The organism is Hwanghaeella grinnelliae (genome assembly GCF_004005845.1).
Lineage (GTDB): Bacteria > Pseudomonadota > Alphaproteobacteria > UBA8366 > Aestuariispiraceae > Hwanghaeella > Hwanghaeella grinnelliae.
The window spans coordinates 545,766-570,694 of sequence record NZ_SADE01000001.1; the positions used below are offsets into that span (position 1 = coordinate 545,766).

General features: G+C 58.8%; 25 protein-coding genes. 20 read left to right on the forward strand and 5 right to left on the reverse strand.

The window, feature by feature from the left end; all coding sequences use genetic code 11:
* Positions 1 to 71: 71 nt before the first annotated feature.
* Positions 72 to 578 (reverse strand): GlcG/HbpS family heme-binding protein, encoded by a 507-nt coding sequence (locus EOI86_RS02380; RefSeq protein ID WP_127763542.1) that lies wholly within the window; start codon positions 576 to 578, stop codon positions 72 to 74.
* 36 nt (positions 579 to 614) lie between these two features.
* A complete protein-coding gene (locus tag EOI86_RS02385) occupies positions 615 to 1,010 on the reverse strand; it encodes a thioredoxin domain-containing protein (protein ID WP_240035554.1) in 396 nt (131 codons plus the stop codon).
* Between the two features lie 119 nt (positions 1,011 to 1,129).
* Here EOI86_RS02385 and EOI86_RS02390 point away from each other — a divergent pair, with 119 nt between their 5' ends.
* The 16 genes from EOI86_RS02390 to EOI86_RS24665 all read left to right on the forward strand — a co-directional run bounded on the left by EOI86_RS02390 (position 1,130) and on the right by EOI86_RS24665 (position 15,132).
* Complete coding sequence (locus tag EOI86_RS02390; protein WP_127763543.1) at positions 1,130 to 1,852, forward strand: cytochrome c biogenesis CcdA family protein; 723 nt, start codon at positions 1,130 to 1,132, stop codon at positions 1,850 to 1,852.
* Positions 1,853 to 2,067: 215 nt separating this feature from the next.
* Positions 2,068 to 2,529 (forward strand): sulfur oxidation c-type cytochrome SoxX, encoded by a 462-nt coding sequence (soxX, locus tag EOI86_RS02395; protein WP_205032022.1) that lies wholly within the window; start codon positions 2,068 to 2,070, stop codon positions 2,527 to 2,529.
* Between the two features lie 12 nt (positions 2,530 to 2,541).
* On the forward strand, positions 2,542 to 2,994 hold the full coding sequence (soxY, locus tag EOI86_RS02400; RefSeq protein ID WP_127763544.1) for a thiosulfate oxidation carrier protein SoxY: 453 nt from the start codon (positions 2,542 to 2,544) through the stop codon (positions 2,992 to 2,994).
* A gap of 27 nt (positions 2,995 to 3,021) precedes the next feature.
* On the forward strand, positions 3,022 to 3,342 hold the full coding sequence (gene soxZ, locus EOI86_RS02405) for a thiosulfate oxidation carrier complex protein SoxZ (protein WP_127763545.1): 321 nt from the start codon (positions 3,022 to 3,024) through the stop codon (positions 3,340 to 3,342).
* Between the two features lie 66 nt (positions 3,343 to 3,408).
* Positions 3,409 to 4,245 (forward strand): sulfur oxidation c-type cytochrome SoxA, encoded by an 837-nt coding sequence (gene soxA / locus EOI86_RS02410; RefSeq protein ID WP_205032023.1) that lies wholly within the window; start codon positions 3,409 to 3,411, stop codon positions 4,243 to 4,245.
* A 110-nt stretch (positions 4,246 to 4,355) separates the two neighbouring features.
* The gene (gene soxB, locus EOI86_RS02415) at positions 4,356 to 6,044 is read left to right on the forward strand and encodes a thiosulfohydrolase SoxB (RefSeq protein WP_127763546.1); all 1,689 of its coding nucleotides are present in this window, start codon (positions 4,356 to 4,358) and stop codon (positions 6,042 to 6,044) included.
* 39 nt (positions 6,045 to 6,083) lie between these two features.
* Positions 6,084 to 7,376: a sulfite dehydrogenase gene (soxC, locus tag EOI86_RS02420; protein ID WP_127763547.1), complete on the forward strand. Its 1,293-nt coding sequence runs from the start codon at positions 6,084 to 6,086 to the stop codon at positions 7,374 to 7,376.
* Positions 7,360 to 8,448 carry a c-type cytochrome gene (locus EOI86_RS02425; protein ID WP_127763548.1) on the forward strand — a complete coding sequence of 363 codons (1,089 nt, stop codon included), beginning with the start codon at positions 7,360 to 7,362 and terminating at the stop codon, positions 8,446 to 8,448. The genes soxC and EOI86_RS02425 overlap by 17 nt, the downstream gene beginning before the upstream one ends.
* A gap of 63 nt (positions 8,449 to 8,511) precedes the next feature.
* The gene (locus EOI86_RS02430; RefSeq protein ID WP_127763549.1) at positions 8,512 to 9,024 is read left to right on the forward strand and encodes a DUF302 domain-containing protein; all 513 of its coding nucleotides are present in this window, start codon (positions 8,512 to 8,514) and stop codon (positions 9,022 to 9,024) included.
* A gap of 295 nt (positions 9,025 to 9,319) precedes the next feature.
* On the forward strand, positions 9,320 to 9,706 hold the full coding sequence (pcaC, locus tag EOI86_RS02435) for a 4-carboxymuconolactone decarboxylase (RefSeq protein ID WP_127763550.1): 387 nt from the start codon (positions 9,320 to 9,322) through the stop codon (positions 9,704 to 9,706).
* 66 nt (positions 9,707 to 9,772) lie between these two features.
* Positions 9,773 to 10,474: a protocatechuate 3,4-dioxygenase subunit beta gene (gene pcaH, locus EOI86_RS02440; protein WP_127763551.1), complete on the forward strand. Its 702-nt coding sequence runs from the start codon at positions 9,773 to 9,775 to the stop codon at positions 10,472 to 10,474.
* 3 nt (positions 10,475 to 10,477) lie between these two features.
* Positions 10,478 to 11,086, forward strand: coding sequence for a protocatechuate 3,4-dioxygenase subunit alpha (pcaG, locus tag EOI86_RS02445; RefSeq protein ID WP_127763552.1), 609 nt, complete (start codon positions 10,478 to 10,480; stop codon positions 11,084 to 11,086).
* Between the two features lie 72 nt (positions 11,087 to 11,158).
* Positions 11,159 to 12,220 carry a 3-carboxy-cis,cis-muconate cycloisomerase gene (locus tag EOI86_RS02450; RefSeq protein ID WP_127763553.1) on the forward strand — a complete coding sequence of 354 codons (1,062 nt, stop codon included), beginning with the start codon at positions 11,159 to 11,161 and terminating at the stop codon, positions 12,218 to 12,220.
* An 86-nt stretch (positions 12,221 to 12,306) separates the two neighbouring features.
* The gene (locus EOI86_RS02455; protein WP_127763554.1) at positions 12,307 to 13,626 is read left to right on the forward strand and encodes an aromatic ring-hydroxylating dioxygenase subunit alpha; all 1,320 of its coding nucleotides are present in this window, start codon (positions 12,307 to 12,309) and stop codon (positions 13,624 to 13,626) included.
* A gap of 48 nt (positions 13,627 to 13,674) precedes the next feature.
* Positions 13,675 to 14,181, forward strand: a complete 507-nt coding sequence (locus EOI86_RS24660) for a type I glutamate--ammonia ligase (RefSeq protein WP_205032025.1) — start codon at positions 13,675 to 13,677, stop codon at positions 14,179 to 14,181.
* A 51-nt stretch (positions 14,182 to 14,232) separates the two neighbouring features.
* Positions 14,233 to 15,132 carry a type I glutamate--ammonia ligase gene (locus EOI86_RS24665; protein ID WP_205032026.1) on the forward strand — a complete coding sequence of 300 codons (900 nt, stop codon included), beginning with the start codon at positions 14,233 to 14,235 and terminating at the stop codon, positions 15,130 to 15,132.
* An 80-nt stretch (positions 15,133 to 15,212) separates the two neighbouring features.
* Here the strand turns inward: EOI86_RS24665 and ligM are convergent, their stop codons facing one another.
* Positions 15,213 to 16,613 carry a vanillate/3-O-methylgallate O-demethylase gene (ligM, locus tag EOI86_RS02465; protein ID WP_127763555.1) on the reverse strand — a complete coding sequence of 467 codons (1,401 nt, stop codon included), beginning with the start codon at positions 16,611 to 16,613 and terminating at the stop codon, positions 15,213 to 15,215.
* A 354-nt stretch (positions 16,614 to 16,967) separates the two neighbouring features.
* Here ligM and EOI86_RS02470 point away from each other — a divergent pair, with 354 nt between their 5' ends.
* From EOI86_RS02470 to EOI86_RS02485, 4 genes are all read left to right on the forward strand, one after another.
* On the forward strand, positions 16,968 to 17,705 hold the full coding sequence (locus EOI86_RS02470; protein ID WP_127763556.1) for a GntR family transcriptional regulator: 738 nt from the start codon (positions 16,968 to 16,970) through the stop codon (positions 17,703 to 17,705).
* Between the two features lie 117 nt (positions 17,706 to 17,822).
* Positions 17,823 to 18,851 carry a TRAP transporter substrate-binding protein gene (locus EOI86_RS02475; protein WP_127763557.1) on the forward strand — a complete coding sequence of 343 codons (1,029 nt, stop codon included), beginning with the start codon at positions 17,823 to 17,825 and terminating at the stop codon, positions 18,849 to 18,851.
* Between the two features lie 117 nt (positions 18,852 to 18,968).
* Positions 18,969 to 19,490, forward strand: coding sequence for a TRAP transporter small permease (locus EOI86_RS02480; RefSeq protein WP_127763558.1), 522 nt, complete (start codon positions 18,969 to 18,971; stop codon positions 19,488 to 19,490).
* A 19-nt stretch (positions 19,491 to 19,509) separates the two neighbouring features.
* On the forward strand, positions 19,510 to 20,826 hold the full coding sequence (locus EOI86_RS02485) for a TRAP transporter large permease (protein ID WP_127763559.1): 1,317 nt from the start codon (positions 19,510 to 19,512) through the stop codon (positions 20,824 to 20,826).
* Between the two features lie 7 nt (positions 20,827 to 20,833).
* Here the strand turns inward: EOI86_RS02485 and EOI86_RS02490 are convergent, their stop codons facing one another.
* Positions 20,834 to 24,253 carry an acyl-[ACP]--phospholipid O-acyltransferase gene (locus EOI86_RS02490; protein ID WP_193555764.1) on the reverse strand — a complete coding sequence of 1,140 codons (3,420 nt, stop codon included), beginning with the start codon at positions 24,251 to 24,253 and terminating at the stop codon, positions 20,834 to 20,836.
* A 26-nt stretch (positions 24,254 to 24,279) separates the two neighbouring features.
* Positions 24,280 to 24,888 carry a TetR/AcrR family transcriptional regulator gene (locus tag EOI86_RS02495; protein ID WP_127763560.1) on the reverse strand — a complete coding sequence of 203 codons (609 nt, stop codon included), beginning with the start codon at positions 24,886 to 24,888 and terminating at the stop codon, positions 24,280 to 24,282.
* Positions 24,889 to 24,929 lie beyond the last annotated feature (41 nt).

Sequence of the window (24,929 nt, forward strand, 5' to 3'; positions counted from 1 at the left end):
TCCTTTCAGATCTCCAAACAATGCATGCGTTGACAATGGAGTCGCGGGCTCGAAAATTGCCGTATGCTTGCCTAAAACTCAAGGTCCACGGCGATTGCCTCGATTCCGGCTTCCGCGCAGGCATGATCCATTTCGCCCCCGGGCGCACCTGAAACGCCGACGGCACCGACGAGCGTGCCGGCGGCTTCGACGGGAATGCCCCCACCGATGGCCGCGACGTCCGAAATATAACGGATGCCGGAAAGACCTTCTCCCGCCTGGGTCAGTGCTGAGAACGCTAATGTGTCCGTGCGGAAACTGGCGGCGGTCCATGCTTTGCGGCGCGACGTTTCCAAAGTGTGCGGCCCGGCGTATCGGTCACGCAGCACGACTTGCGGCAATCCGAAACGGTCGGTGACCGTCACACTCACCTGGAAGCCGCGTTCGCGGCAATCGTCCATCGTCGCCTGCGCCAGGGCAAGCGCGGTTTCCGGTTTCATCATCTGATACGATACCAGTGCGCCGTCGTCCTGGGCGTTCGCGCCAAGGGGAAAGGCGGCGACTAGGAAGGCAAGCAAGTGGCATGTTCGTTTCATCATTTTCCCAACCTGATCATGTTTTACATGTTCGAAGGATTATTGTTCCGCTCGCGCCTTTTCGATGAGCTCGCCCAACAATCCCCAAAAGAATTCTTCACCGGGATAGCCACGAATGCGGCCGACTTCTTCCCCGTCGACCATCATCACGAAGGTCGGCGTGAAACGCGGCCAACGGATGTCTTTTAGATCCGCCGGGTGGGCGTCGTTCAATTGGACGCGGCGCAAGGGGGCGAATTTTCCTTCCTGCGTGATCGCATAGGCGTCGCCGACTTCCTCGTTCCAGGCTTCGCACCATTCGCAGAACGGTCTTTCAAACATCACCAGTTCGATGTCGGCCGCACGGGAAAGGGCCGGCCAGCAGGTGATAAAGACGGCGGCGCATAGCGCCGCCAGCCGGGTTGAACTCAGAAAAAATGTCGCAAGGTTCATCATCGGGCTATATTACATTCAAACAATGCTATAAGTACATTCGTAATGTGTGTCGGGCGCTACCGACGCGAAAAAGCAAGCGCGGCAAGACGCTTGCGCCGTAAGCAAAGGGTGGAAATGGAATGGACGTCACGGTTTTCGGCGCCTTTATAGGTGGATTGCTATCCTTCGTCTCACCCTGCGTATTGCCGCTGGTGCCGCCCTATCTCTGCTATGTCGCGGGGATCACCCATGATGAATTGAGTGCCGCCGAACCTTCGGTCCAACGACGGGTCGTTCTTTCGTCGGTAGCCTTTGTCATGGGGTTCGCGGTCGTCTTCGTTTCGCTGGGGGCGATCGCGACCTCGTTCGGGCAATTGATCACCGAAAGCGCCGGCATCCTGACCAAGGTCGCGGGCGTCATGATCATTCTGTTCGGTCTTCACTTCATGGGCTGGCTGCGGATACCGTTCCTGTATCGGGAAGCGCGGTTCAATATGGAAAACCGTGGCGGGCTGCTTGGCGCATTTTTGCTCGGCCTTGCTTTCGCTTTCGGATGGACCCCGTGTGTCGGCCCGATCCTGGCGGCGATTCTCTTCATGGCCGGCGGTGAGGAGTCGGTTACCCGGGGGATTATGCTTCTTGGCGCCTATGCGATGGGAATCGGTATTCCATTCATTCTGGCGGCCTCATTCGCGTCCCGGTTCCTGATCGTTTCCTCCGGTCTGCGGAAAAACATGAAAGTGATCGAACGCGTATCGGGCGTATTCCTGATCGCCACCGGCCTGCTGTTCGTTACCGGCGGCATCGACGATGTCGGCTTCTGGCTGCTGGAGCTGTTTCCCTTCCTTGGTGAAATTGGCTGATCAAGACGCACTGATATCGTCATACGCGTCTCGACCATGAAAACGGCAAAACAGATAGAAAAATTCATATATGTCCATTGATAAGACTAAAGTCTTGCGTTACCGTGTTGCTTGAATGGGGCGCGCAAGCTGGCCGAGACAAACATCGGTGAAGCGTCAAAGACCCCTGGGAAAAGTGCTTCGGCCTTACTGGCGGGGGCTCAGTGGAGGAAAATATGATGTTCAAACCGGGTATTTGGTCCGGCGCACTATTGGGTGCGGTTCTGACCGCCGGCGTGGCGGTTGCCGCTGGTCCGGCCGACTATGAAATCGTCGATGGCGGCATTCCCAAAGCATTGACTGCTCAGCCGGGTAACGCGGAAAACGGCCGCGAGGTCGCCATCAACCGGAAGCTTGGCAATTGCCTAGCCTGTCATGCCGTTACGAAACTTTCTGACCAACCTTACCACGGCGAAATCGGCCCGCCCCTGGATGGCGCGGCGACGCGGTGGAGCGAGGCTGAACTCCGTCTGATCGTCGTCAACTCGAAGAAGGTCTTCGAAGGCACGATGATGCCGGGGTTCCACACCACGGAAGGTCTCAACCGCGTGGCGGAAAAGTTTGAGGGCAAGACCATACTGTCTGCCCAGGATGTTGAGGACGTTGTCGCTTTCTTGATGACGCTCAATGAAGAGTAATTGGAGGAAAGAATGACTGTCCTGAACAAACGGGAATTCCTGATTGTCGCGACGGGCGCTGCGGCGGCCGCAATCGCGGGCCTTCCCAGTATCGCGTTGGGTGCTGAAAAAGCCGAGATGCGTGTCGCTGAATTTCTTGGCGGCGCGACGGCGTCCGAGGGCGGTTTGAGCCTGGAAATGCCGGAAATCGCGGAGAACGGAAACACGGTTCCGTTGACGGTTCGTGTCGATGGCGAAGCAACCGCTGACCGTTACGCGGAAAGCGTCCTGATCCTCGCTGACGGCAACCCTGAACCGGGTGTGGCGACCTTCCATTTCACACCGCTCAGCGGAACTCAGGAAGCGTCGACCCGCATGCGTTTGGCCAAAACCCAGAACGTCATCGCGGTCGCCAAAATGAACGACGGTTCGTTCATGCGTACCGATAATCTGGTCAAGGTCACCATCGGCGGCTGCGGCGGTTAATCGCGCGCCCGATCAAGGAGATAGAGAATGTCTAAGCCTCGTGTAAAAATTCCGAAATCCGCCGCTGCCGGTGAGATCATTACGATCAAGACGCTGATCACCCACAAAATGGAATCGGGTCAGCGCAAGGACAAGCAGGGCAATCCCATCCCGCGGATGATCATCAATTCCTTCGAATGCACGTTCAATGGCGAGCGCGTTTTCGGTTGCGATATGGAACCGGCCATTTCCGCCAATCCGTATTTGCAGTTCACCGCGCGCGTGCCGGAATCGGGTGAATTCGAATTCGTCTGGAAAGACGACGAAGGTTCTGTCTTCAGCACCAAGAAGAAGATCAAGGTCGCGTAAGGCAGAAATGCCGCGCAGTCCGAAAAACGCGCATAAAACGATAAAAAGCGCGATTGGGAGGAAACGATGATGTTTGATGTAAGCATTGGGAAACTGGGCCGTTGGGCCACAGCGGCCGTTCTTCTGGGCGGTCTGGCAGCCCAACCGGCCTTGGCGGGGGATATGAAAACCTATCCCGCGCCGGAAGGTCATCCGCTGAGTGAAATTATCTCCGGCTATGAATTCCGGACTCCGGAAACGCAGGCGCTTCAGGATGATGATTTCGAAAACCCTGCCTTCCTGTGGGTCGATCAAGGTGAGGAACTTTGGAACACGGCCGACGGAACAGCAGGCAAGGCCTGTGCGGATTGCCATGGCAACGCATCAGAATCCATGAAGATGGTCGGTGCGACCTTCCCGAAATGGGATGCCAAGAACAACCGGCCGGTCAATATCGAGCTTCAGATCAATCAGTGCCGTACCGAACAAATGGGCGCTGATGCTTGGAAGTATGAATCTTCCGAAATGATCGGGATGACATCCTTCGTCCGCACCCAATCCCGCGGTGAACCGGTCAATGTCGATTTCAGCGAAGGCGACATGGAGGCCTGGAAGGCGAAGGGCAAGGACCTGTACTACACGCGGTTCGGTCAGTTGGACCTGGCCTGTTCCAATTGCCATGAGGACAATTACGGCAACCAGATCCGCTCGGATTTATTGAGCCAGGGGCAGTCCAACGGCTTCCCGACCTATCGCTTGAAATGGCAGGGCGTCGGCACGCTTCATCGCCGATTCAAGGGCTGCATGGATCAGGTTCGGGCAAAACCCTACAAGCGCGGTTCCGACGAGTTCCTCGCCTTGGAAGTTTACTTGGCCTATCGCGGTGTCGGCCTGCCGGTCGAGGCACCGGCCCTGCGTAACTAAGGTTTGAGTTCTCGCTTCCGCCCGGTCCTGCGGGTCGGGCGGAAGCTACATTGTCCGAAGTAAGTGATGTTTAGACGCTGGCCTGGTCGCGGCCAACGAAGGGGATAGGAATGTTTTCACGTCGTGAATTCCTGCAAGTGAGCGCTGCTGCCGGTGCGCTGCTGGGCGGAACCAGCCTGCTTCGTCCGGCCGCCGCACAGCAATCGATCACGCAGGACGATCTGTTGGCCTTTGATCCGGTCGGCAATGTGACCCTATTGCATGTGACCGATATTCACGCCCAATTGGTGCCGGTCTATTTCCGCGAGCCATCGGTCAACCTTGGTGTCGGCGAGGTTGCCGGCCTGCCGCCGCATATCACCGGCAAGGAATTCCTTTCCACGTTCGATCTCACGCCCGGGTCCTACAAGGCCTATTCCATGGCCAGCACGGATTTCCTCGCGCTGGCGAAGGAATACGGACGGATCGGCGGCATGGACCGCATGGCGACCCTGGTGAACGCGATCCGTGCGGAAAGGCCGACCCAGACCCTGTTCCTCGATGGGGGGGATACCTGGCAGGGCAGTTATACCTCTCTGCAGACGCAGGGTGAGGACATGGTCCGCGTTATGAACGCAATGAAGACCGACGCGATGACGGCGCATTGGGAGTTCACCTATGGGACCGAGCGTGTCGAAGAACTGATCGACCAGATGGACTTCCCCTTCCTGGCGGCGAATGTCCGGGATACCGATTGGGAAGAACCCGTCTTTGAATCGACCTCCTATTTCGAGCGCGGCGGTGTGAAGGTTGCGGTGATCGGCCAAGCCTTCCCCTACACACCGATCGCCAATCCGCGCTACATGATACCAAGCTGGAGCTTCGGCATCCGCGAGAAGGAACTGCAGGAACGCGTCGATGAGGCGCGCGCGGAAGGGGCTGGGCTGGTCGTCCTGCTGTCCCATAACGGCTTCGACGTGGACCGCAAGCTTGCCTCCAACGTGACCGGCCTCGACGTCGTGCTCACCGGTCACACGCATGATGCCGTGCCCGAGGCGATCAAGGTCGGCAAAACCTTGCTGATCGCGTCCGGCAGCCATGGCAAGTTCCTCTCCCGCCTGGACCTCGATATCCGGGATGGGGAAGTGAAGGATTTCCGCTATCGATTGATCCCCGTCTTGTCCGATGTCATTGCGCCGGACCCGGAAATGGCAGCCGTGATCAAGGATGTCCGCGCGCCTTATGAGGCTGATGTGAACCGGGTGCTCGGGAAGACCGAAAGTCTTCTCTACCGGCGCGGCAATTTCAACGGCACGTTCGACGATCTGATCTGTGATGCGCTGCTAAGCGAGCGGGATGCGCAAATCGCGCTGTCCCCTGGATTCCGTTGGGGGGCGACCCTGTTGCCGGGCCAGGACATTACGGTGGACGACGTCTACAACATGACGGCGATCACCTATCCGAACGCCTATCGCAACGAGATGACCGGGCAGATGTTGAAGGACATTCTGGAAGACGTTGCCGACAATCTCTTCAATCCGGATCCCTATTACCAGCAAGGCGGCGACATGGTTCGCGTCGGTGGTATGGGATACCGGATCGATCCGACCAAGGCGATTGGGTCCCGTATTTCCGACATGACCTTGCTGTCCAGCGGTGCGCCGATCGACCCGTCGGCGTCCTACGTTGTCGCCGGCTGGGCGAGTGTCAATGAAGGCACCGAAGGGCCGCCGATCTACGATGTGGTCAGCGACTATATCGAGAAGGCCGGCACGGTCGCGGTCAAACAAAACGATAGCGTGAAGATCGTCGGGATTTGATCCCCTCGCACGACGATCCGACTGGACTTGGAGTGAAGTATGAAGAAAGAGCCTAGGGATATCCGGCCCGCAGACGGGCAATCCGATAACGGACGCCGGCGGTTTCTGAAAGGCGGCCTGGCGGCTTTGGGCGGTGTCGCGGCGACCTCTGTCGCAGCCCGTGCCGCGACACCGGCCCCCGAAATTACGGAGGTTCAGGAATGGAACCAGTTCCTGGGTGACGGTGTCGCCGCGCGGCCCTATGGCATGCCGTCCCAGTTCGAGAAGCATGTGGTGCGCCGGGACGTCGAATGGTTGACGGCCTCACGGGAATCCTCGGTCAATTTCACACCGCTGCATGACCTGGATGGAATCATCACGCCGAACGGGTTGTGTTTCGAACGCCATCACGGCGGCATCGCGGAAATTCCGCCGGAAAAACACCGCCTGATGATCAATGGGCTGGTCGACCGCGAGCTGGTTTTCACGATGGACGACCTGAAGCGGTTCCCACGGGTCAACCGGATCTTCTTCCTGGAATGCGCGGCCAATTCCGGCATGGAATGGCGCGGCGCCCAGTTGAACGGGTGCCAGTTCACCCATGGCATGGTCCATTGCGTGCAATATACCGGTGTGCTGCTGAAGACCGTGCTGGAAGAATGCGGCGTGAAAACCAACGCCAAATGGCTGATGCCGGAAGGGGCGGATGCCAGCGGGATGAACCGGTCCGTGCCGCTTGAAAAGGCGCTCGACGATTGCATGCTTGCCTTCTCCATGAATGGTGAGGCTCTGCGTCCCGAACAGGGCTATCCCCTGCGACTGGTCGTTCCCGGTTGGGAAGGCAATATGTGGGTCAAATGGCTGCGCCGGATCGAAGTCGGTGACCAGCCCTGGCACACGCGCGAGGAAACCTCGAAATACACAGACCTGCTGGAAAACGGCAAATCCCGCCGCTTCACCTGGGTGATGGATGCCAAATCGGTCGTGACGAACCCTAGCCCGCAGGCACCCCTCCGGTTCAAGGGGCCGAACGTCCTGTCCGGCTTGGCCTGGTCCGGCCGCGGTGCAATCAAGCGCGTCGACGTCACGCTGGACGGCGGCAAGAACTGGGTAACCGCCGATATCCAGGGACCCGTCCTGCCGAAATCCCTGACCCGCTTCTACGTCAATTTCGAGTGGGACGGGAAGCCGCTGCTGATCCAGTCGCGGGCAATCGACGACACCGGCTATGTCCAGCCGACCAAGAACGAGCTGCGCGCCGCGCGGGGCACGAATTCGATTTATCACAACAATGGTATTCAGACTTGGCATGTGCGTGAGAATGGTGAGGTTGAGAATGTCGAAGTATCGTAATCTTCTGCTCGGTTTCGCCATTGCCGGGACACTTTGCGGCACAACCGCGCAGGCGGAGCCCCTTGGCCTTGGCCGCGAGGCGCTGCCGGAAGAGGTTGCCGCCTGGAACACCGATATCCGTCCCGACGGTCAAGGCTTGCCGGAAGGGTCCGGCAGCGTCCTGCAAGGGGAGGAAGTCTTCGCCGATCAATGCGCCGTCTGCCACGGTGATTTCGCGGAAGGCGTCGATCGCTGGCCGGTGCTTGCCGGCGGCCATGGTACGCTGAAGTCCCGGAATCCGGTGAAGACCATCGGGTCTTACTGGCCGTATCTGTCCACCGCCTACGACTATATCGAACGCGCGATGCCTTTCGGGAACGCTCGCAGCCTGAGTTCGGATGAGATTTATGGCATCGTCGCCTATCTGCTTTATATGAACGATCTGGTCGATGACGAGTTTGTCTTGAGCAAGGAAAACTTCACGGAAATTCATTTGCCGAATGAGGCGAATTTCGTCGCCGATGATCGGCCCGATACCCCGACCATGGCGCAGGCCGAACCCTGCATGACGAACTGCAAGGAAAGCGTGGAAATCACGGCCCGGGCTCAGGTCATCGATGTGACGCCTGAAGACGCCGGCATTCCCGAAGGTGGGGAAGACGCTGCCGAAGGAGGGTACGATCAGGCCGCCGCGGAAACGGCCGATCCCGAAAGCGCCGCTGAATCCGCAACAGGGGACGACCAGGTTGCGTCCGCTGCACCGGCGCTGGACGCCGGTTTGGTCGAGGAAGGCCAAGGGATCTTCAAGAAGAAATGCGGTTCCTGCCACAGTGCGGACGAAGGCAAGCACAAGATCGGCCCCAGCCTGCATGCGGTCTATGGACAAACGGCTGCGTCGGTCGATGGGTTCACCAAATATTCGAAGGATATGAAATCCGCCGAACTGATGTGGGATGCGGAAACCTTGGATCAGTTCCTGACCAAGCCGAAATCCCTGGTCAAGCGGACCAGGATGTCATTCGTCGGTCTGAAGAAGGATGGCGATCGCGCCGCGGTGATAGAATATTTGAAGAGCCTGACGCCGACCAACTGACCTGTCCTAAATTGTTTTGGTTCGGCTGGTTGACGGCAAACGCGCACAAAATGGAGTTGCGTCATGTCTGAAACATGCCTGAAAGCTGCCGGACACGGTTCCCCACTGCTAAACCGGTACCGGTTCCCTGAACTGGTATCGGTTCTTTGTTTCTTCGTTTTCTTGGCCTTGGTGGCCTTCCCCGTCGCGGCGCAGGACGCGAAGTACTATCCCTATGATGGCGCATTCGCGGATGCGGCCTTCGAGGTGGAGTCGGCGATCGTCGATCGCGGCCTGGTCGTCGATTATACCAGCCATGTCGGCGAAATGCTGAAGAGAACGAAGGAGGATGTAGGCGGTTCGAAGACAATCTTCGAGAATGCGGACATTTTTCTGTTCTGCTCGGCGGTTCTGTCGCGGGAAATGATGGAGGCCGATCCGGCCAATATCGTCCATTGCCCCTATAAAATGATGGTGACGGAAAGTGGCGACGGCAGCGGCAAGGTTCAGGTCGGCTACCCTGTGATGCCCGATGGGCCGATGAAAAAGGTTGAAGCCCTGCTCGACGAAATTGCGCGAAGCGTGACCGGCAACTGATGACCCACAAGGGCCCCCTTTTGGTGTAGGGGAGTGGTATGGATCTACTCCCTTAGAGGGGTGAGGTATCAAATTACCCCATCGTTATATTCGGAAGTTTGAACCTTTCTGTGGCGTGACGCCGCAGGGTGGGGCGGGAAACTGACAATTTCCATATTGTTGGTGTTAAAAACAATTTCTAAGGCTGGAAACTCCCCGCTTGGTGGATATCATGCGCGGCAATAAGAATGCTTAAGGCAGCGTCGAACCTCTATAACGGAATCGACGCGTCGCCGGGTTTTGGGGAGAGGGAATTATGGCGGAAACCGACGATACGCGCGCCGCGATGGGGGAAAAGACCCGCCGTCGCGTGCTTGGGGATGCCCATGTGGACCGTGCGTCGGGGAATGCCACCCCGTTCGATACGCCTTTCCAGGACTTCATCACACAGGGCGCTTGGGGGTCGGTCTGGTCGCGGGATCAGTTCACGTTCCGGGAGCGGAGCATCGTGACCATCGCCTTGCTGGCGGCCTTGGGGCATGACGAGGAATTGGCCATGCACATTCGGGCGACGGCAAATACCGGCGCAACGCCTGAAGACATCCGTGAAGCTTTGCTGCATGTCGCGGTCTATGCGGGCGTGCCGGCCGCGAATTCCGCAATCAAGATCGCCAAGGCCACCTTGGCGGAGATGGACAAATAGGGCCATCCATATTCATGACGCCGTACCGGCGCCAAACTGGCGGCTGGGGGCACAGGGAGGAAAGAGATGAGCGACTTCTCCGAATTCAGCGAACGGGATTGGCCCAGTCATCCGAAATACATCGATGAAGGCTATAAATCGACGACCTTCCGCGGTCCGACGAAACCATTGATTCCGTTGCAGCAAACCCTGTCTGAGGTGACCGGACCGGTTTACGGCCAAGACTCGGTCAGTGCGTTGGACAGTGACCTTACGATGAACGGGCGAAAGAACGGTGAACCGTTGGGTGAGCGGATGATCGTCACCGGCAAGGTTTTGGACGAATTCGGCCGCCCGGTGCCGAATACGCTGGTCGAAATTTGGCAGGCGAATTCGGCCGGCCGATATGTCGACCTGATGGACAAGCACGATGCGCCGCTGGACCCGAATTTCTATGGCGGCGGGCGCGCCGTAACAGACAGCGACGGGAACTATCGGTTCAAGACAATCCGACCCGGCGCCTACCCCTGGGGCAACCACCCTAATGCGTGGCGCCCGGCCCATATTCATTTCTCGCTGTTCGGGGCAGGGATCGCCAGCCGCTTGGTCACCCAGATGTACTTCCCGGGCGACCCACTGATTCCGCTCGATCCGATCGCCCAGGCGACCCCCAGTGTCGACCGCCTTGTTGCGGGTTTCTCGCTGGATGTGACCGAACCGGAATATGCATTGGGCTATGTTTTCGACATTGTTCTGCGCGGTCCGAAACAGACCCCGATGGAGGATTGATTCATGGCGAGCGACGAAAAGAAATTGCCGCAGACACCGTCCCAGACAGTCGGTCCTTTCTTCTCCTACGGGTTGGCGTCGGAACAGTACGGGTTTTCCGAACTGTCCAGTATTGCCGGGCGCGAGATAGCGGAAGAGGATGAGCCGGGTGAGCACATCAAGCTTGTCGGTATCATCTATGACGGTCAGGGCGCCCCGGTCTCGGACGCGTTGGTGGAAGTCTGGCAGGCGGATTCCCAGGGCCGTTTCGCGCACCCGACCGACGGGCGCCAGAAAAACACGCCTTTCACAGGCTTCGGCCGCTGCGGTACCCGCACGGATCCGAAGAACCGGTTCACCTTCGCCACGGTGAAGCCGGGGGCGGTAGGTGACGGGGAAGCGCCGCATATCAACTTGATCATCTTCATGCGCGGGCTGCTGTCCCATGCCTATACGCGGGTCTACTTCTCGGACGAGGAAACGGCGAATGCTGCGGACCCAGTTCTGCAATCCGTGCCGGCGGACCGCCGGGATACCCTGATCGCCACGCGCGAGGAATCTTCCGCGGGTGTCGTTTATCGCTTCGATATTCATATGCAGGGCGACCAGGAAACCGTATTCTTCGACGTATGATGCCTCAGCCAAGGCATTGGTTTCAGAGGGCGTTCCGATCCATATGCGACGGTATGACGAGGGGATAGCTGTATGACGGTTTCGGCATTCGACCATCCCTGGTTTTCCGGCTTGTTCGGTGACGACACGGTTGCCGCGCTGTTTTCCGCCGATCGCACGGCTCACAGCTTTTTGCGGTTCGAACGCGCGCTGACCAAGGCCTTGGGCGATCACGGTGTGGTCGATAAGGCCGTTGCCGATGGTGTTCTAAACATGTTGGCCGGGTTCGCACCGGATATGGACGGTATCGCAGCCGGGATGGCCCGGGACGGCGTCCCTGGGCCGGCTTTCGTCAAACAGTTGAAACAGGCCGTCGGCGATGACCTGGCGGCAGGCGTTCACGTCGGGGCGACCAGCCAGGACCTGTCCGATACGGCCTTGGTCGAGACCCTCGGCGCCGTGAACAAGATTTTGAGTGAACGTCTGCGCGAGGCCGTTTCGGCGCTTGAGGAATTGGAAGCACGTTTCGGCACCGCCACCCTGATGGGACGAACGCGGATGCAAGCCGCACAACCGATTACGGTGGGCCATCGGGTGTCGACGTGGCGAGCGCCGTTGATCCGGCACCTTCAACGATTGGAAGATATCAACCCGGGCCTGCTGGTTCTGCAATTCAGCGGCGCCGTCGGAACGGGTGGAGCCTTGGGCGACAAACATGCCGATGTCGCCCGGCAAATGGCCGCCGAACTTGGCTTGGCCTATGCGCCGGACTGCTGGCATACGACCCGTGATGCGATAGCCGACTATGCGAACTGGCTGTCCCTCGTCACCGGCAGCCTCGGCAAGATGGGTCAGGACATTTGCCTGATGGCCCAGCAAGGGCTGGACGAAGCCGTGCTCGGCGGGGGCGGTGGATCTTCCGCGATGCCGCACAAGCGGAACCCGGTAAAGGCCGAAGCCCTGGTGACCCTAGCGCGCTTTAACGCCGTCCAAGTCGGCGGCATGCATCAGGCCTTGGTCCATGAACAGGAACGATCCGGCGCCGCCTGGTCCCTGGAATGGTTGATCCTGCCGCAGATGACCGTCGCGGCGGCCGCTTCGCTCTCCACCGGCATTGCACTGTTGAAGAGTATAGAGCGGCTTGGCGATTCGTGATTGCACGCCTTAAACTGCCCGCCGAGTACAGATGACCGCGTGCTGCTTGACGCAGCTGCGCCGATTTTTTTTGGGAGTACCGAGCCATGATGAGCCAGGAGCAGAACGACCTAATCACCCGGATCGGCCCGGGTCGCGCGGCTGGCGACGTGCTGCGCCGCTATTGGATGCCTGCGGCGCTGACGAAGGAATTGGAAGCGAACCGTCCGGTCATTCCCGTTCGCTTGCTGGGCGAAAACCTGGCGCTGTTTCGGGATGGGGACAGCGGCAAGCTTGGCCTTGTCGCGCGGAACTGTCCGCATCGCGGCGCCGATATGTGTTATGGGCGGGTTGAGAATGGCGGTATCCGCTGCGTGTTCCACGGCTGGCTGTATGGTGCCGACGGTCAATGCCTGGAACAGCCGGGCGAACCGGCGGATTCCACCATGCATGAGCGCCTAAAGATCAAGTCCTATCCGGTCGTAGAGAAGAACGGCATCGTCTGGGCCTATATGGGACCGGGCGAGGCACCGCCATTCCCGGCCTTCGACTGTTTCGTCGCGCCGGACAGCCATGTATTCGCCTTCAAGGGGCTATGGGAATGCAATTGGCTGCAGGCGCTGGAAGTCGGTATCGACCCTGTCCACGCGTCGTTCCTGCACCGTTTCCTGGAGGATGAGGACACAAAGGACAGCTACGGCAAGCAGTTCCGCAGTGCGGCTGCCGACACGAATGTGCCGCTGACTCAGTTGCTTCGGGAGAATCCTGCGCCGGAATTGAAGGTCGAGGAAACCGAATACGGTTTGCGCATCATCGCCTTGCGCGACTTGCCGGACGGCAGGCGGCACGTCCGTGTCACCAACCAGGTGTTTCCCTGTGCGATCCATATTCCGATGTCGAACGAAATGACGATCACCCAGTGGCATGTGCCGATCGACGATGAGACCTGCTATTGGTACGCGATGTTTACAAGTTTCGGGGAGCCGGTCGACAAACAGAAGATGTGGGACCAGCGCGTCAAGGAACACACCTTGCCGGACTACCGACCGAAACGGAACAAGAGCAACGAATACGGTTTCGATCCGGTCGAACAGGCAAACACGACCTATACCGGCATGGGCATGGATATCAACGTGCATGACCAATGGGCCTGTGAATCCATGGGGCCGATCCAGGACCGCACGGACGAACATTTGGCAACGAGCGACGCGGCCATTGTCCGCTATCGCCGAATGCTGCGTTCCGCCATCAAGAAATTGGCTGACAACGAGGGCGGCTTGCCGATGGATGTCACGGCCGAACAAGCCGCGCAGATCACCGGCCCGGTAGCGCTGGACGCGATCGGTCCTCAGCAGGATTGGGAAAGTGTCTGGTTGGACCGTGATGCGGCCCGCCGTGAAGCCAGTCCCTGGAAAGCGGCATCTTGATCATTGACGGCGGCACAGTGCCGGTCCCTGTCTGAGAGCGAGGATAGTATGGCTTCCGATCCCGAGGAAATGGCCGGGTTTGTCGAACGGTACGGCTTGCGGAGCGGGGACGCCCAAAAGTCGGCAGAAGAGGTTGCTGCGCGGGTAAACGCTGATGGGTTGGAGGTCGTGCGCATCTCCTTCGTCGATCAGCACGGCATTTTGCGCGGTAAGACGATTACCGCCGACGGTCTGGGCTCCGCCTTCAAGAACGGCATCACCATGCCGTCCTCGCTGCTGCTGAAGGATACGTCGAACGCAACCGTCTTTCCGGTCTGGAGCGGGGATGCCGGCTTCGGCGCCGGACGGATGACCGGGGCGGAAGACATCGTGATGGTCCCCGATCCGACGACGTTCAAGGTTTTGCCCTGGTCCGCGCATACGGGTTGGATGCTGGCGGATCTTTACCATGCCGACGGCGCACCTGTTGCGATTTCCACGCGCGGCATTTTAAAGGATGCGGTCCAACGGCTCGACTCTGCCGGTTACCGGTTCACCGCGGGTCTTGAGCTCTAGTTTCATGTTCTTCGGGTAACCAATCCCCGGCTGGACCATTCCGATGGCGGCATGCCTGCTTCGGCGCCGGAGACGCAGTTGCTGACCCATGGCTTCCGCTATCTGTCGGAAGATTCCTACGATGTGTTGGAGGAGGTCTTCGATGACCTGCGGCGGACCGCCCAGGCCCTTGGCCTGCCGATGCGGTCGATGGAAGTGGAGTTCGGTCCCAGCCAATGCGAGATCACGCTGCAGCCTGCCGACGGCATTGGCCAAGCGGATAATGCAATCCTGTTTCGGTCCATGACGAAGCAGGTTTGCCGGCGCAAGGGGCTGCACGCGACTTTCATGTGCCGCCCGCGTTTCGACGGTGCGATGGCAAGCGGTTGGCATCTGCATCAATCGCTGACGGATAAGAAGACCGGCGCCAACCTTTTCATTCCCAAGGGTCGGCAATCTCTCGCTCCGCTCTGCGGGAACTGGATCGCGGGCCTGCTTACCCATGCGGAGGAGAGCTGCATCCTAACCACACCGACGGTCAATGGGTACAAACGTTATCGGCCCTTCGTGATGGCGCCGGACCGCATCCAATGGGGACACGATAACCGGGGCGCTATGCTGCGCGCGCTGGCCGATCCCGGCAATCCGGCGAGCCGGGTGGAAAACCGCGTCGGGGAACCAGCGGCAAACCCGTACCTATATCTGGCGTCGCAGATCCTCGGCGGGTTGGACGGTATTGCAAAGGGGATGGAACCGCCTGCGCCGGTGGAAACGCCCTATGAAAGCGATGCGGCCGTATTGCCGCGCAGCATGCGGGAAGCGTTGGATGCCTTCGAGGTGGGCGGTTTTTACCGGCAATGTCTCGGCGAAAGCTTTGTGAACTACATCAAGACACTGAAGATGGCTGAGTGGAACCGCTACCATATGGCGGTCAGCGAATGGGAAGAACGGGAATACTTCTCGGTCTTCTAATCCGACTGGTACACTGCGTAAAGAAAAGCCCGCCCCAGCAATATGTGAGGCGGGCTTTGTCTTTCACGGACAATGTAACGTCAGGCGCTTCGGGTTCGCCAGCTTTCCACATAGTTCTCCCGCGCGTCCTTGGAATAGGGAACCGGGGATACCTTTACGCGGATTTCGGTTTGCTTGTGGCGTTCCACGGTCGTCTTGGCCGTGCCGCCATCCGGCTCGCCCCAAACCAGGGTCAGGATATCGCCGGTATTGATGTCCTCATCGACGACGCCCAAGGACAGCATGGACCGTTCGTTGAAACTATAGCCGCTGAACATCGAAAGCCCGACGGTTTTGCCGCCCATCTGCACCGCGTCGTAGGAGGAAGACGCATAGTTGGACAGCGGCAGGTCGATGGTTTTGAAATTCTCACCCGGGGCAGCGAACATCGACTGCATCACCTTGCCCACGTCTTCCGCGTTCCATTCGAAGGTAACCTTCCGGCGATGCGGTTTATCGGCCAATTTCTCAAGCGCTTCGCGGCCGATGAAATCATGGTCGAACTTCACGAAGGGGCCGTAGCCCAAGTCCCACGGGGTGAGGTAATAGTCTTCGATACTATCGGCGATGTAGCTGCCGCCGATGGAACAGGTCGCCTCATAGCCGGCTGCCGGCAACCATTCGCGATAGGCTTTCTGGCCTTCGCCGGTATAGACGGCGGGAAGCGGTGAGGGAATCCAGCCTGATTCCAGGGTGTTGGTGGCATAGGCACGGGACCCCACCTGCGTCAGGCCCAGGTCCTTTCCGGCTTCCAGCAGGGCGTCGCGGATCTCGTCGCCTTCCTCGTATGGTCCCCAGATTTCCAGGCCCGGCACGCCGGACATGCCGTGGCGCAGGGCACGGACCTTTCGGCCCGCGATGGTGATCTCGCCCATATTGAAGAATTTGATATTCGGCACCGGGCCGCCGTTCACGCGTTCCAGAATTTCCGGCGCGTTGGGTCCTTGGACCTGATAGCGGTAGCGCTTGCGCATCACGGGCTTGCCGCCGGGGCGGGCGGGTGAACGATCGTCGCGTTCCGTTGTGACCGACTTGCCTGAGGTCTGGGCATGGAATTCGACCCAGTTGATGGTTGGCGCGCGACCGACAAGCAGGAATTGCTGCTCGGCCAAACGGAATATGATCACGTCGCCGATGACATAGCCGTCATGGGTGCAGGGAACGAACTGTTTCGCCTTGTTCACATCGAAATTGGCGAAACTGTTGATCGCCAATCCTTGCAGGAAGTCGAAGGCGTCGGGACCTTCAACCATGATTTCCGCCATGTGATGCGACTGATCGAACAGCACGGCGGTTTCACGCCATGCCCTTTGCTCGTCGCGCCAATTGGTGAATTCCGGTGGCACGACCGGATACACATAGGCTCCGACCTGCGAGTTGCGTAGTAGGGTGACGATATCGTCGGAAGCATCCAATACGTCTTGAAGTGTCTTTGCGCCCATCTCTCATTCCTCCCTCGGTCCGGACAGATGTCCCGCCGACTGTTTCCCTAGGGTTTATTTTTGCGGGTGCCTGTCGCGGCACCCTTGGGTCAAAAATTGTATACAATGAGAAGGAAAGGCAAGGCCGAAAATCACCCTTGGTGGGCCTTTTCATAAAGGGCGGCGGTGATTCCGCGGCGGTGCGGTGCGTTGTCGACGAAAAATCGTCGTGAAATCAGAAAGGTGATGACAATGTATTGCGGAAATATAAGAGCTTATATTGTAGTTGAGAGGCGTTTTAGTGTTTCGTCTTTCACGCCAAGTGTATACAGTGTTGGGCAAATAAAGAAACAATGAACGACATGTACAGGGCGGATGAGCAGGCAGTCTGAAAAATCACTTTCGCAAACATTGCGGGCGGCGCTTGGCGTCCGCGACCTTCTGTATTCCGGCACTTTTCGTCCCGGCGAACGCCTTTCCGAAATCGCACTGTCAGACAGATTGGGGCTTTCCCGAACGCCGATCCGCGCCGCCCTGGCGCGATTGGAACAAGAAGGGCTGGTCGAAGTCATTCCATCGGGCGGCTATGCGGTTCGGACCTTCAGCGAGGCGGACATCATCGATGCGATCGAATTGCGCGGCGTCCTGGAAGGGACGGCGGCGCGCTTGGCGGCTGAACGCGGAATTTCCGACGATTATCTGAATGCCATCTCGAACACGCTGCGGGAGTTGGACGAGATTGTCGCGCCGCCGGTCGCAGAGTTGGATTTCGAACGCTACCACGAATGCAACGCGGTTTTTCACGACCAACTTCGGAACTTGTCGGGAAGCACGATCATCCGTCAGGAAATAGAACGGGTAACCAACATGCCCTTCGCGGATCCAAGCGCTTTTCTGAAAGCGCAGGTGGATTTTCCCGAATTCAGGGCGTCGCTTCAGGTCGGGCAGGAACACCACCGCGCCATCATCGATGCCGTGGCCAAACGCGAAGGGGCGCGGGCTGAGGCCTTGGCGCGGGAGCATGCGCGCCTTGCAAAACGAAATCTGGATTACGTGATGAAAAATCAAATCCTGAAAGACAGTGTGCCGGGGCTTTTCCTGGTCGCGGTCTAGCAAGAAGGAAACACGTAAAAAAACAGATAAGCGCGTGTTGGATACCCAATGATTTATCCGTATGCGTAGGTAAGTTTGTAGAACAAACAAACAAAATACAGGACGAGGAGGAACACCATGTTGAAGCGAATTCTGAAGGCGGGCTGCGTGGCGGCGGCGCTGATCGGTGCGGCGGGTGCTGTGCAGGCACAAGACGTGACGCTCAAACTGCACCAATTGCTGCCGGAACGCGCAACCATCCCGGCGAAATTCCTGATTCCCTGGGCCGCGAAGGTCGAGAAGGAATCGGGCGGCCGCATCAAAATCGAGCATTACCCGTCGATGCAGCTTGGCGGCAAACCTCCGGAACTGGTGCAGCAGGTCACTGATGGCGTCGTCGATATGATCTGGACCGTAATGGGCTATACGCCGGGCCGGTTCCCGCGTGCCGAGGCGTTCGAACTTCCTTTCATGGTCACGAATGGCGAACAGACCTCCCGGGCTTTCTATGAATACTTTGACAAGCACATGCAGAATGATTTTCCGGGGATGAAGGTGATCGCCGTCCATACCCATGGTCCGGGATTGCTGCACACCAAGGATCCGGTGAACAGTCTGGAAGATATCAAGGGTATGAAACTGCGCGGACCGACCCGTGTGATCACGCAGATGCTGGACAGCTTTGGCGCCGTGCCGGTGGGGATGCCGGTTCCGGCCGTTCCGGAAGCGGTTTCCAAGGGGGTCATCGACGGGGCCGTCATTCCGTGGGAGATCACGCTGCCCTTGAAGATGGCGGAACTGGTCGGCAACCACACGGAATTCTCCGGTGACAGGGGATTGTATTCGGCGACCTTCCTGTTTGCGATGAACCAGGCCAGCTATGACGCCCTTCCGGATGACCTGAAAAAGGTCATCGACGACAACTCCGGCATCGAAGCGGCTGCCTGGGCCGGACGCGCGATGGACGGGGGCGATGTGGTCGGCCGCAAGAAGGCTGCCGAGAAGGGCAACAACATCATCGTCCTGGATGAAGCTGAAACCAATCGCTGGAAGGAAGCCGCTGCCCCGGTCGTCGACAACTGGGTCGCCGAAATGAAGGACAAGGGCATCGACGGGCAAGCGCTTGTCGACGATGCGCAGGCGTTGCTGAAAAAGAACTCCATGTAACGAACCGCGAGCAGGGATTTGATCCCTGTATCGTTCGGTATGTATTTCATTCGAACCGCATTACCATGCGGTTCGAATGATCTTTCTCAGGGTGCGTTGGCGAGGAGTGTTTCCGCGATGACCTATGCCAATCCGGTCTCCAGGGCGCTGCGATCTTTCTGTCGTGCCGTTGCCTTGTTGGGCGGCGTGTTACTGCTTGCCGTCATTGCTGTCGTGGTGGCGAGTGTTTCCGGCCGCAGCCTGGTGTGGATCGGATTGGGGCCGATACCGGGGGATTTCGAATTGGTCGAGGCCGGCGGGGCTTTGGCGATATTCTGTTTTCTTCCCTGGTGCCAATTGCAGAAGGGCCACGTCTCCGTCGACATTCTGGAAGGCTGGTTCGGCAAACGCTTCGATGCCGGGCTGGACACGATCTACAATCTTATCATGACCGGGCTGACAGGCCTGATCGCTTGGCGGCTGTGGGCGGGTATGCTCGACAAGATGACCTATGGGGAAACCACATTCATCCTGCAGTTTCCGGTGTGGTGGGGCTATGCGGTGTGCCTTCCCTTCGCCGTCTTGTCGGTGATCGCCTGCTTCTGGACGGCGGTGGAAAGTGCCGGTTTCGTCCGGGCAGAGCCGGCCGCCCGCGCATGACCGGGACGGATTTTGTATTATGACGAAGCTTGAAATCGCGATTTGGTCCTTTCCCGTCCTGTTGCTGTTGATCGGCCTTCGCATGCCGATCGGTTTGGCCATGCTGACAATCGGTGTTGCCGGGTCTGCATTGGTCAACGGGTCCTGGATCCAGGTCTTGTCCCAGTTGAAATCTGTTCCTTACGACACGTTTTCCAATTATTCGCTGGGCATCATTCCGCTCTTCCTGCTGATGGGCCAGTTCGCGACCCATGGCGGGCTGTCGAAAGCCTTGTTCGAGGCAGCGGAATCCTGGCTTGGCCACCGCAAGGGCGGGGTGGCCATGGCGGCGGTCGGCGCCTGCGGCGGGTTCGGCGCCGTCTGCGGGTCGTCACTGGCGACCGCGGCGACGATGGCGCAGGTGGCCCTGCCGGAACTACGGCGTTTCGGCTATTCCGGCGCGCTATCGACCGGCGCCTTGGCGGCGGGCGGTACGCTGGGCATCCTAATTCCGCCATCGGTCGTGCTTGTCATCTACGCGCTGTTGGCGGAACAGAACATCGCCAAGCTTTTCGTTGCCGCCGTGGTTCCCGGCATTCTGGCGGCGTTGGGCTATATGCTTGCGATATCCGTCTATGTCCGGCTGAAACCCGACAGCGCGGGGACGCGCGACCCGGCGCGCTATTCGGAACGCTTTGCCGCCCTGTGGCGGATTTGGCCGGTTCTGCTGGTCTTCCTGCTTGTCGTCGGCGGAATCTATGGCGGTTTTTTTACACCTACCGAAGGGGCTGCCTTCGGCGCGGCTGGGACCGGTTTAATCGCGCTGGTGAATGGCGGCCTGACCAAGGCAAAGTTGATCCAGTCCTTGGTACAGACCGCGAGCGCCAGTGCGATGATTTTCTTCATCGTTCTCGGCGCGGCTGTTTTCAATACCTTCCTTGCATTCGCCCAACTGCCGCAGGAAGCGGTTCAATGGGTGACCAGCCAGGGCTTCGCGCCCTACACGGTCCTGGTCGCCATCTTGGTGCTGTATCTCATCCTCGGCTGTTTCATGGATTCCCTGTCGATGATCTTGCTGACGGTGCCGATCTTCTTCCCGATCGTGGTGGAACTGGATTTCGGCTTGGCGCCGGAGGCCTTCGGCCTGTGGTTCGGCATCCTTGTGCTGATCGTCGTCGAGGTCGGCTTGATCACCCCGCCGGTCGGGATGAACCTGTTCGTGATCAATTCAATGGCGGACGGCGTACCGATGTCCAAGACATATGCGGGGGCGGTGCCGTTCCTGGTCAGCGATTTGGCGCGCGTCGTCGTCTTGGTCTTGTTCCCTTCCATCACCTTGTGGTTGGTGGGGCTGTAATCCGTCTTCAGCCACTCGACCCTTCGGCGATTTCCTTCACACCCGTATAGTCGATCTTGCCGGTTCCCAGCAGCGGCACGGAAGCGACGGTGCGGATATCCTTGGGCACCATCAGTTCGGAAATGCCTTCCTTCTTGGCATGGTCCAAAAGCGACTGACGGTCCGCATCCGGATTGTCGGTCACGAGCACCAATTGCTCGCCCTTCCGGGCATCGGGAATGCTGACGACAGCATGGTTGTAGTCTGGCCAGATGGTGGCGGCATGGTTTTCGACGGCGCTGAGGCTCACCATCTCACCGGCGATTTTCGCGAAGCGTTTGGCCCGCCCGCGAATGGTGATGAAACCGTGGGCGTCGATCGTCACGATGTCACCGGTATCATAACGTTGATCCTCGACAGGTTCCAAAACGCCGGGGTTTTCATGGCGCAGATAGCCCAGCATCACGTTTGGGCCTGAGACGATAAGTTTGCCGCCTTCTTCGATGCCGGGAACCTTCTCCAAGGTGCAGGCCAGTCCCGGGACTGGCCGGCCTACGCTGCCGGCCTGGAAATGCATCGGGGTGTTCACGGCGATCACCGGGGCAGTCTCCGTGGCGCCGTATCCTTCCAGGATCCGCAGGCCGAATTTATCCATCCAGACTCGCCGCGTTTCTTCCTTGACCCGTTCCGCACCGGCGAAGACGTATCGGACGGCATAGAAGTCATAAGGATGTCCGACACGGGCATAACCGCTTAGGAACGTATCCGTGCCGAACAGGATGGTCGCGTTGGTATCATAGGCCAGGGGCGGCACGATCCTATAGTGCAGGGGGGAGGGATAAAGGAAAGTCTTGATCCCTGATAAAATTGGCAAAAGCGTACCGCCGGTCAGGCCGAAGGAATGGAACATCGGCAAGGCATTGAAGACAATGTCGGTCGGGTTGAAATCGACCCGCGCAGCCAGTTGGTTGCGGTTGGCGAGCAGGTTTTCGTGGCTTAACACCACCCCTTTCGGTGTTCCCTCAGATCCCGAGGTGAACAGAATCACGGCGGGGTCGCCGGGGCGAATGCGCTGGCGGGCATGAAGCAGGCCGGCAAAAGGCCGCGTCATCAGGGCCGCCAGCTTGCTGACCATGCCGACCTTGCCGCGGATGTCTTCCAGATAGACGATGGAAGCTTTTTCCGCCAAGGCGCCAACCGTTTCTTCCAGTTTCGCGGCTTCGATGAAGCGTCGGGATGTCAGGACGGTTTGGATTCCTGCTGTTTCGATCGCGGCGACCATATTTTTGGATCCGGTGGAAAAGTTCAGCTTGGCGGGAACGCGCCCATACGCCTGCAGGGCGAAAAAGGTCGTCACGGCCCCCAGTGAATTCGGCAGCATGACGCCGACATTTTCCGCCTTTTTGGTAAAGCGGCACAGTTTTCTACCCAATACCGTCGATCCCAGGATTAGACGGGCATAGGACATCGGTTTGCGTTCTATATCTTCCGCAACAGGTTGTCCGCCGCCGTGTACGCCCTTCGCCTCCAGCATCGCGGCATAGAGGGTCTGACTGCGATCCGTCGTCTCGAAAATCATTTCGCTCATCAGGTCGTAGAGCTTCACGCCGGCCATACGGCGCCGCTCCCGACCCTTGATGTCTTCCGCGATTTCGAAGCGACGCGGTTTCAGGAAGGTGATGGTGATCTTCGGGAACCAGCGCAGGCGGATCTTGCCGCGCAGGCGGGAGAAGGGCGTGTATTGCGCACCGTCGATGCGAACGGGGACGATCATCGCATCCGCCTTGTCGGCGATCATGCCGGGTCCCTCGTAGACTTTCATCAAGGCGCCGGTGACGGTGATCCGCCCTTCTGGGAAAATGACGCAGTGGCGGTCTTCCTGCACCGCCTTGATCAATCCCTTGGTGGCCATCGGATTGGTCGAGTCCATGGGGTAGGCGTCGATCAGGGCGAGGAACGGTTTGACCCACCAAGCCTGCGCGATATGGGTGTTGATGGCGAACATCGGTTTTACCGGCAGGTACACGGCCAGCAGAACCGCGTCCAAGAAAGAGACGTGGTTAACCACGATGACCGCGCGCGGTCCGGCTTCGCGATAGTTTTCCCGGCCGGTCACTTCGATCCGATAGCAGATCTTCAGGATCGTTTTCAGCACTACCTTCACCATTTCGTCCGGCAATAGGCCAAAGACATATACGGTTACAATTGCATTGCTGATTGCCAGGACCAGGATGATGCCCGGCAGGCTCGTCCCCACGGCGAGAAGGGCGGTGGCGATTAAGGCGCCAGTCACGATGAAAAGCGCGTTGACGATGTTATTTGCGGCGATGGTGCGGGACCGGTGCGCGGCTTCGCTGCGAGTCTGCAAGATGGCGTAAAGCGGCACAATAAACAGTCCGCCGAAGATCGAAACGGCAAACAAGTCACCCAGGATGCGCCAGTTCTCAGGCGCGGAGAGAAAAGCGCCCGCGCTGATCAGATCGCCGCCGGCAAAGACGCGATCATGACAAGCGAAATACAGATCCAGAATGAAAAGTGTCATGCCGACGGCGCCGAAGGGAACGTATTTCGCCGTGACTTCGCCTTTCAGCAGCTTGTTACAAGCCAGGGATCCGACCGCGATGCCGATTGTGAAGAGTATAAGGAAAAGGGTGACGACAGATTGGTCGCCGCCGATGACGCTTTGGGCGAATGCCGGGAATTGGGAGATGAAGGTCGCGCCCAGCAGCCAGAACCAGGAAATCCCCAGGATTGATAGTTTGATTGCCCGCGATTGCCTGACATGACCGATGATATTAGCGGTTTCTCGAAGCAGGTTCGGATCGATCCGCAGGTCCGGTGTGCGGGACGGGGCTGTGGGGACCAGGAAACTACCGGCAAAGCCAATCGCGGCAACTCCGACTGTCGCTCCAGAAATCCAATAAGGGCCGTTATCGGCCAAAATGATCAGGCCGCCGGCGATCGTACCGATCAGGATGGCAAGGAAGGTGCCGGCCTCGATCAGCGAATTCGCCCCGATCAATTCATTCTCGGCCAGGTGGTCGGGCAGAATGCTGTATTTGACCGGGCCGAAGAAGGCGGATTGTGTTCCCATCAGGAACAAGACACCCAGCATCACGGCGACATTCCCGGTCACCAGACCATAGGCGCCGACAACCATGGCTAGGACCTCGGCACCTTTGGTCCAGCAGATCAGTGTCGCCTTGTCCATTTTATCGGCCAATTGCCCGCCCAAGGCGGAGAACACCACGAAAGGCAGAATGAACAGGGCCGCGGCGGCGCTGGCCAGGACTTTGCCGTCAAACCCCAAATCGTTGCCCAAACGATACACCATCAGGATCAGCAAGGCGTTCTTGAACAGGTTATCGTTCAACGCACCCAGTACCTGAACACAGAAGACTGGCAGGAAGCGACGCGTGGCGAGCAGATGGAACTGTGTGTGGTTCATCTTTGTCCGTCCGGTTCGTTTGGATGTCATTGTCGCGCGCGGCTTTGAATACCGGCGATAAAGGTCGTCACCAGGAACGAGGCGAGATCTTCGACGTCATCTTCTGAAACGAGTTGCAACTTGCCGTCATTCGATAGGGAGGTGATCCCATGCAGACCGGCCCAGAGCACGCTTGCGGCCCGGGCCGTCTCGTCCATTTGTGTATCGGCGTAGAGCGGGGCAATCGCGACCCGGAGTATCTCCATCAATCGTTCGATCTTCCGGACATACCATGAAGGCACAGTCATGGTGGTCGGGATGGCATAGTCGAACAGCGCGTACCACAAACCCGGATGGTCGTTGAGATAGTCGAGATAACTGCCGAGCAGCGCCTTGCAGTCGGATTCCGGGTCGCCGCTCTGCTCAAGCGCCGAAACCTTGTCGAACAAGTCGTCGAGGGTGCTGCCGTTCAAATGCACGATCAGATCGTCGAGATTGTCGAAAAGGTTGTACAGCGTGCCGGGGGAATATCCGATGACATCGGCGACATTGCGCGCGGTCAGCGCCTTGATGCCGTCCGACTCCACGATCTGCCGCGCCGCGCCGATCGCCAAGGCGTAGAGTTCTTCCCGGTTGTGATCAGACCGCCGTGCCATATTCCCATTCCCGATGCCGTGCCGTGTTCGAACTGTCCCAT

Excerpts from the sequence above, each read along its gene's own strand:
- EOI86_RS02380 (WP_127763542.1), bottom strand. The coding sequence starts at position 578 with ATGATGAAACGAACATGCCACTTGCTTGCCTTCCTAGTCGCCGCCTTT.
- EOI86_RS02385 (WP_240035554.1), bottom strand. The coding sequence starts at position 1,010 with ATGATGAACCTTGCGACATTTTTTCTGAGTTCAACCCGGCTGGCGGCG.
- EOI86_RS02390 (WP_127763543.1), top strand. The coding sequence starts at position 1,130 with ATGGACGTCACGGTTTTCGGCGCCTTTATAGGTGGATTGCTATCCTTC.
- soxX (WP_205032022.1), top strand. The coding sequence starts at position 2,068 with ATGATGTTCAAACCGGGTATTTGGTCCGGCGCACTATTGGGTGCGGTT.
- soxY (WP_127763544.1), top strand. The coding sequence starts at position 2,542 with ATGACTGTCCTGAACAAACGGGAATTCCTGATTGTCGCGACGGGCGCT.
- soxZ (WP_127763545.1), top strand. The coding sequence starts at position 3,022 with ATGTCTAAGCCTCGTGTAAAAATTCCGAAATCCGCCGCTGCCGGTGAG.
- soxA (WP_205032023.1), top strand. The coding sequence starts at position 3,409 with ATGATGTTTGATGTAAGCATTGGGAAACTGGGCCGTTGGGCCACAGCG.
- soxB (WP_127763546.1), top strand. The coding sequence starts at position 4,356 with ATGTTTTCACGTCGTGAATTCCTGCAAGTGAGCGCTGCTGCCGGTGCG.
- soxC (WP_127763547.1), top strand. The coding sequence starts at position 6,084 with ATGAAGAAAGAGCCTAGGGATATCCGGCCCGCAGACGGGCAATCCGAT.
- EOI86_RS02425 (WP_127763548.1), top strand. The coding sequence starts at position 7,360 with ATGTCGAAGTATCGTAATCTTCTGCTCGGTTTCGCCATTGCCGGGACA.
- EOI86_RS02430 (WP_127763549.1), top strand. The coding sequence starts at position 8,512 with ATGTCTGAAACATGCCTGAAAGCTGCCGGACACGGTTCCCCACTGCTA.
- pcaC (WP_127763550.1), top strand. The coding sequence starts at position 9,320 with ATGGCGGAAACCGACGATACGCGCGCCGCGATGGGGGAAAAGACCCGC.
- pcaH (WP_127763551.1), top strand. The coding sequence starts at position 9,773 with ATGAGCGACTTCTCCGAATTCAGCGAACGGGATTGGCCCAGTCATCCG.
- pcaG (WP_127763552.1), top strand. The coding sequence starts at position 10,478 with ATGGCGAGCGACGAAAAGAAATTGCCGCAGACACCGTCCCAGACAGTC.
- EOI86_RS02450 (WP_127763553.1), top strand. The coding sequence starts at position 11,159 with ATGACGGTTTCGGCATTCGACCATCCCTGGTTTTCCGGCTTGTTCGGT.
- EOI86_RS02455 (WP_127763554.1), top strand. The coding sequence starts at position 12,307 with ATGATGAGCCAGGAGCAGAACGACCTAATCACCCGGATCGGCCCGGGT.
- EOI86_RS24660 (WP_205032025.1), top strand. The coding sequence starts at position 13,675 with ATGGCTTCCGATCCCGAGGAAATGGCCGGGTTTGTCGAACGGTACGGC.
- EOI86_RS24665 (WP_205032026.1), top strand. The coding sequence starts at position 14,233 with ATGCCTGCTTCGGCGCCGGAGACGCAGTTGCTGACCCATGGCTTCCGC.
- ligM (WP_127763555.1), bottom strand. The coding sequence starts at position 16,613 with ATGGGCGCAAAGACACTTCAAGACGTATTGGATGCTTCCGACGATATC.
- EOI86_RS02470 (WP_127763556.1), top strand. The coding sequence starts at position 16,968 with ATGAGCAGGCAGTCTGAAAAATCACTTTCGCAAACATTGCGGGCGGCG.
- EOI86_RS02475 (WP_127763557.1), top strand. The coding sequence starts at position 17,823 with ATGTTGAAGCGAATTCTGAAGGCGGGCTGCGTGGCGGCGGCGCTGATC.
- EOI86_RS02480 (WP_127763558.1), top strand. The coding sequence starts at position 18,969 with ATGACCTATGCCAATCCGGTCTCCAGGGCGCTGCGATCTTTCTGTCGT.
- EOI86_RS02485 (WP_127763559.1), top strand. The coding sequence starts at position 19,510 with ATGACGAAGCTTGAAATCGCGATTTGGTCCTTTCCCGTCCTGTTGCTG.
- EOI86_RS02490 (WP_193555764.1), bottom strand. The coding sequence starts at position 24,253 with ATGAACCACACACAGTTCCATCTGCTCGCCACGCGTCGCTTCCTGCCA.
- EOI86_RS02495 (WP_127763560.1), bottom strand. The coding sequence starts at position 24,888 with ATGGCACGGCGGTCTGATCACAACCGGGAAGAACTCTACGCCTTGGCG.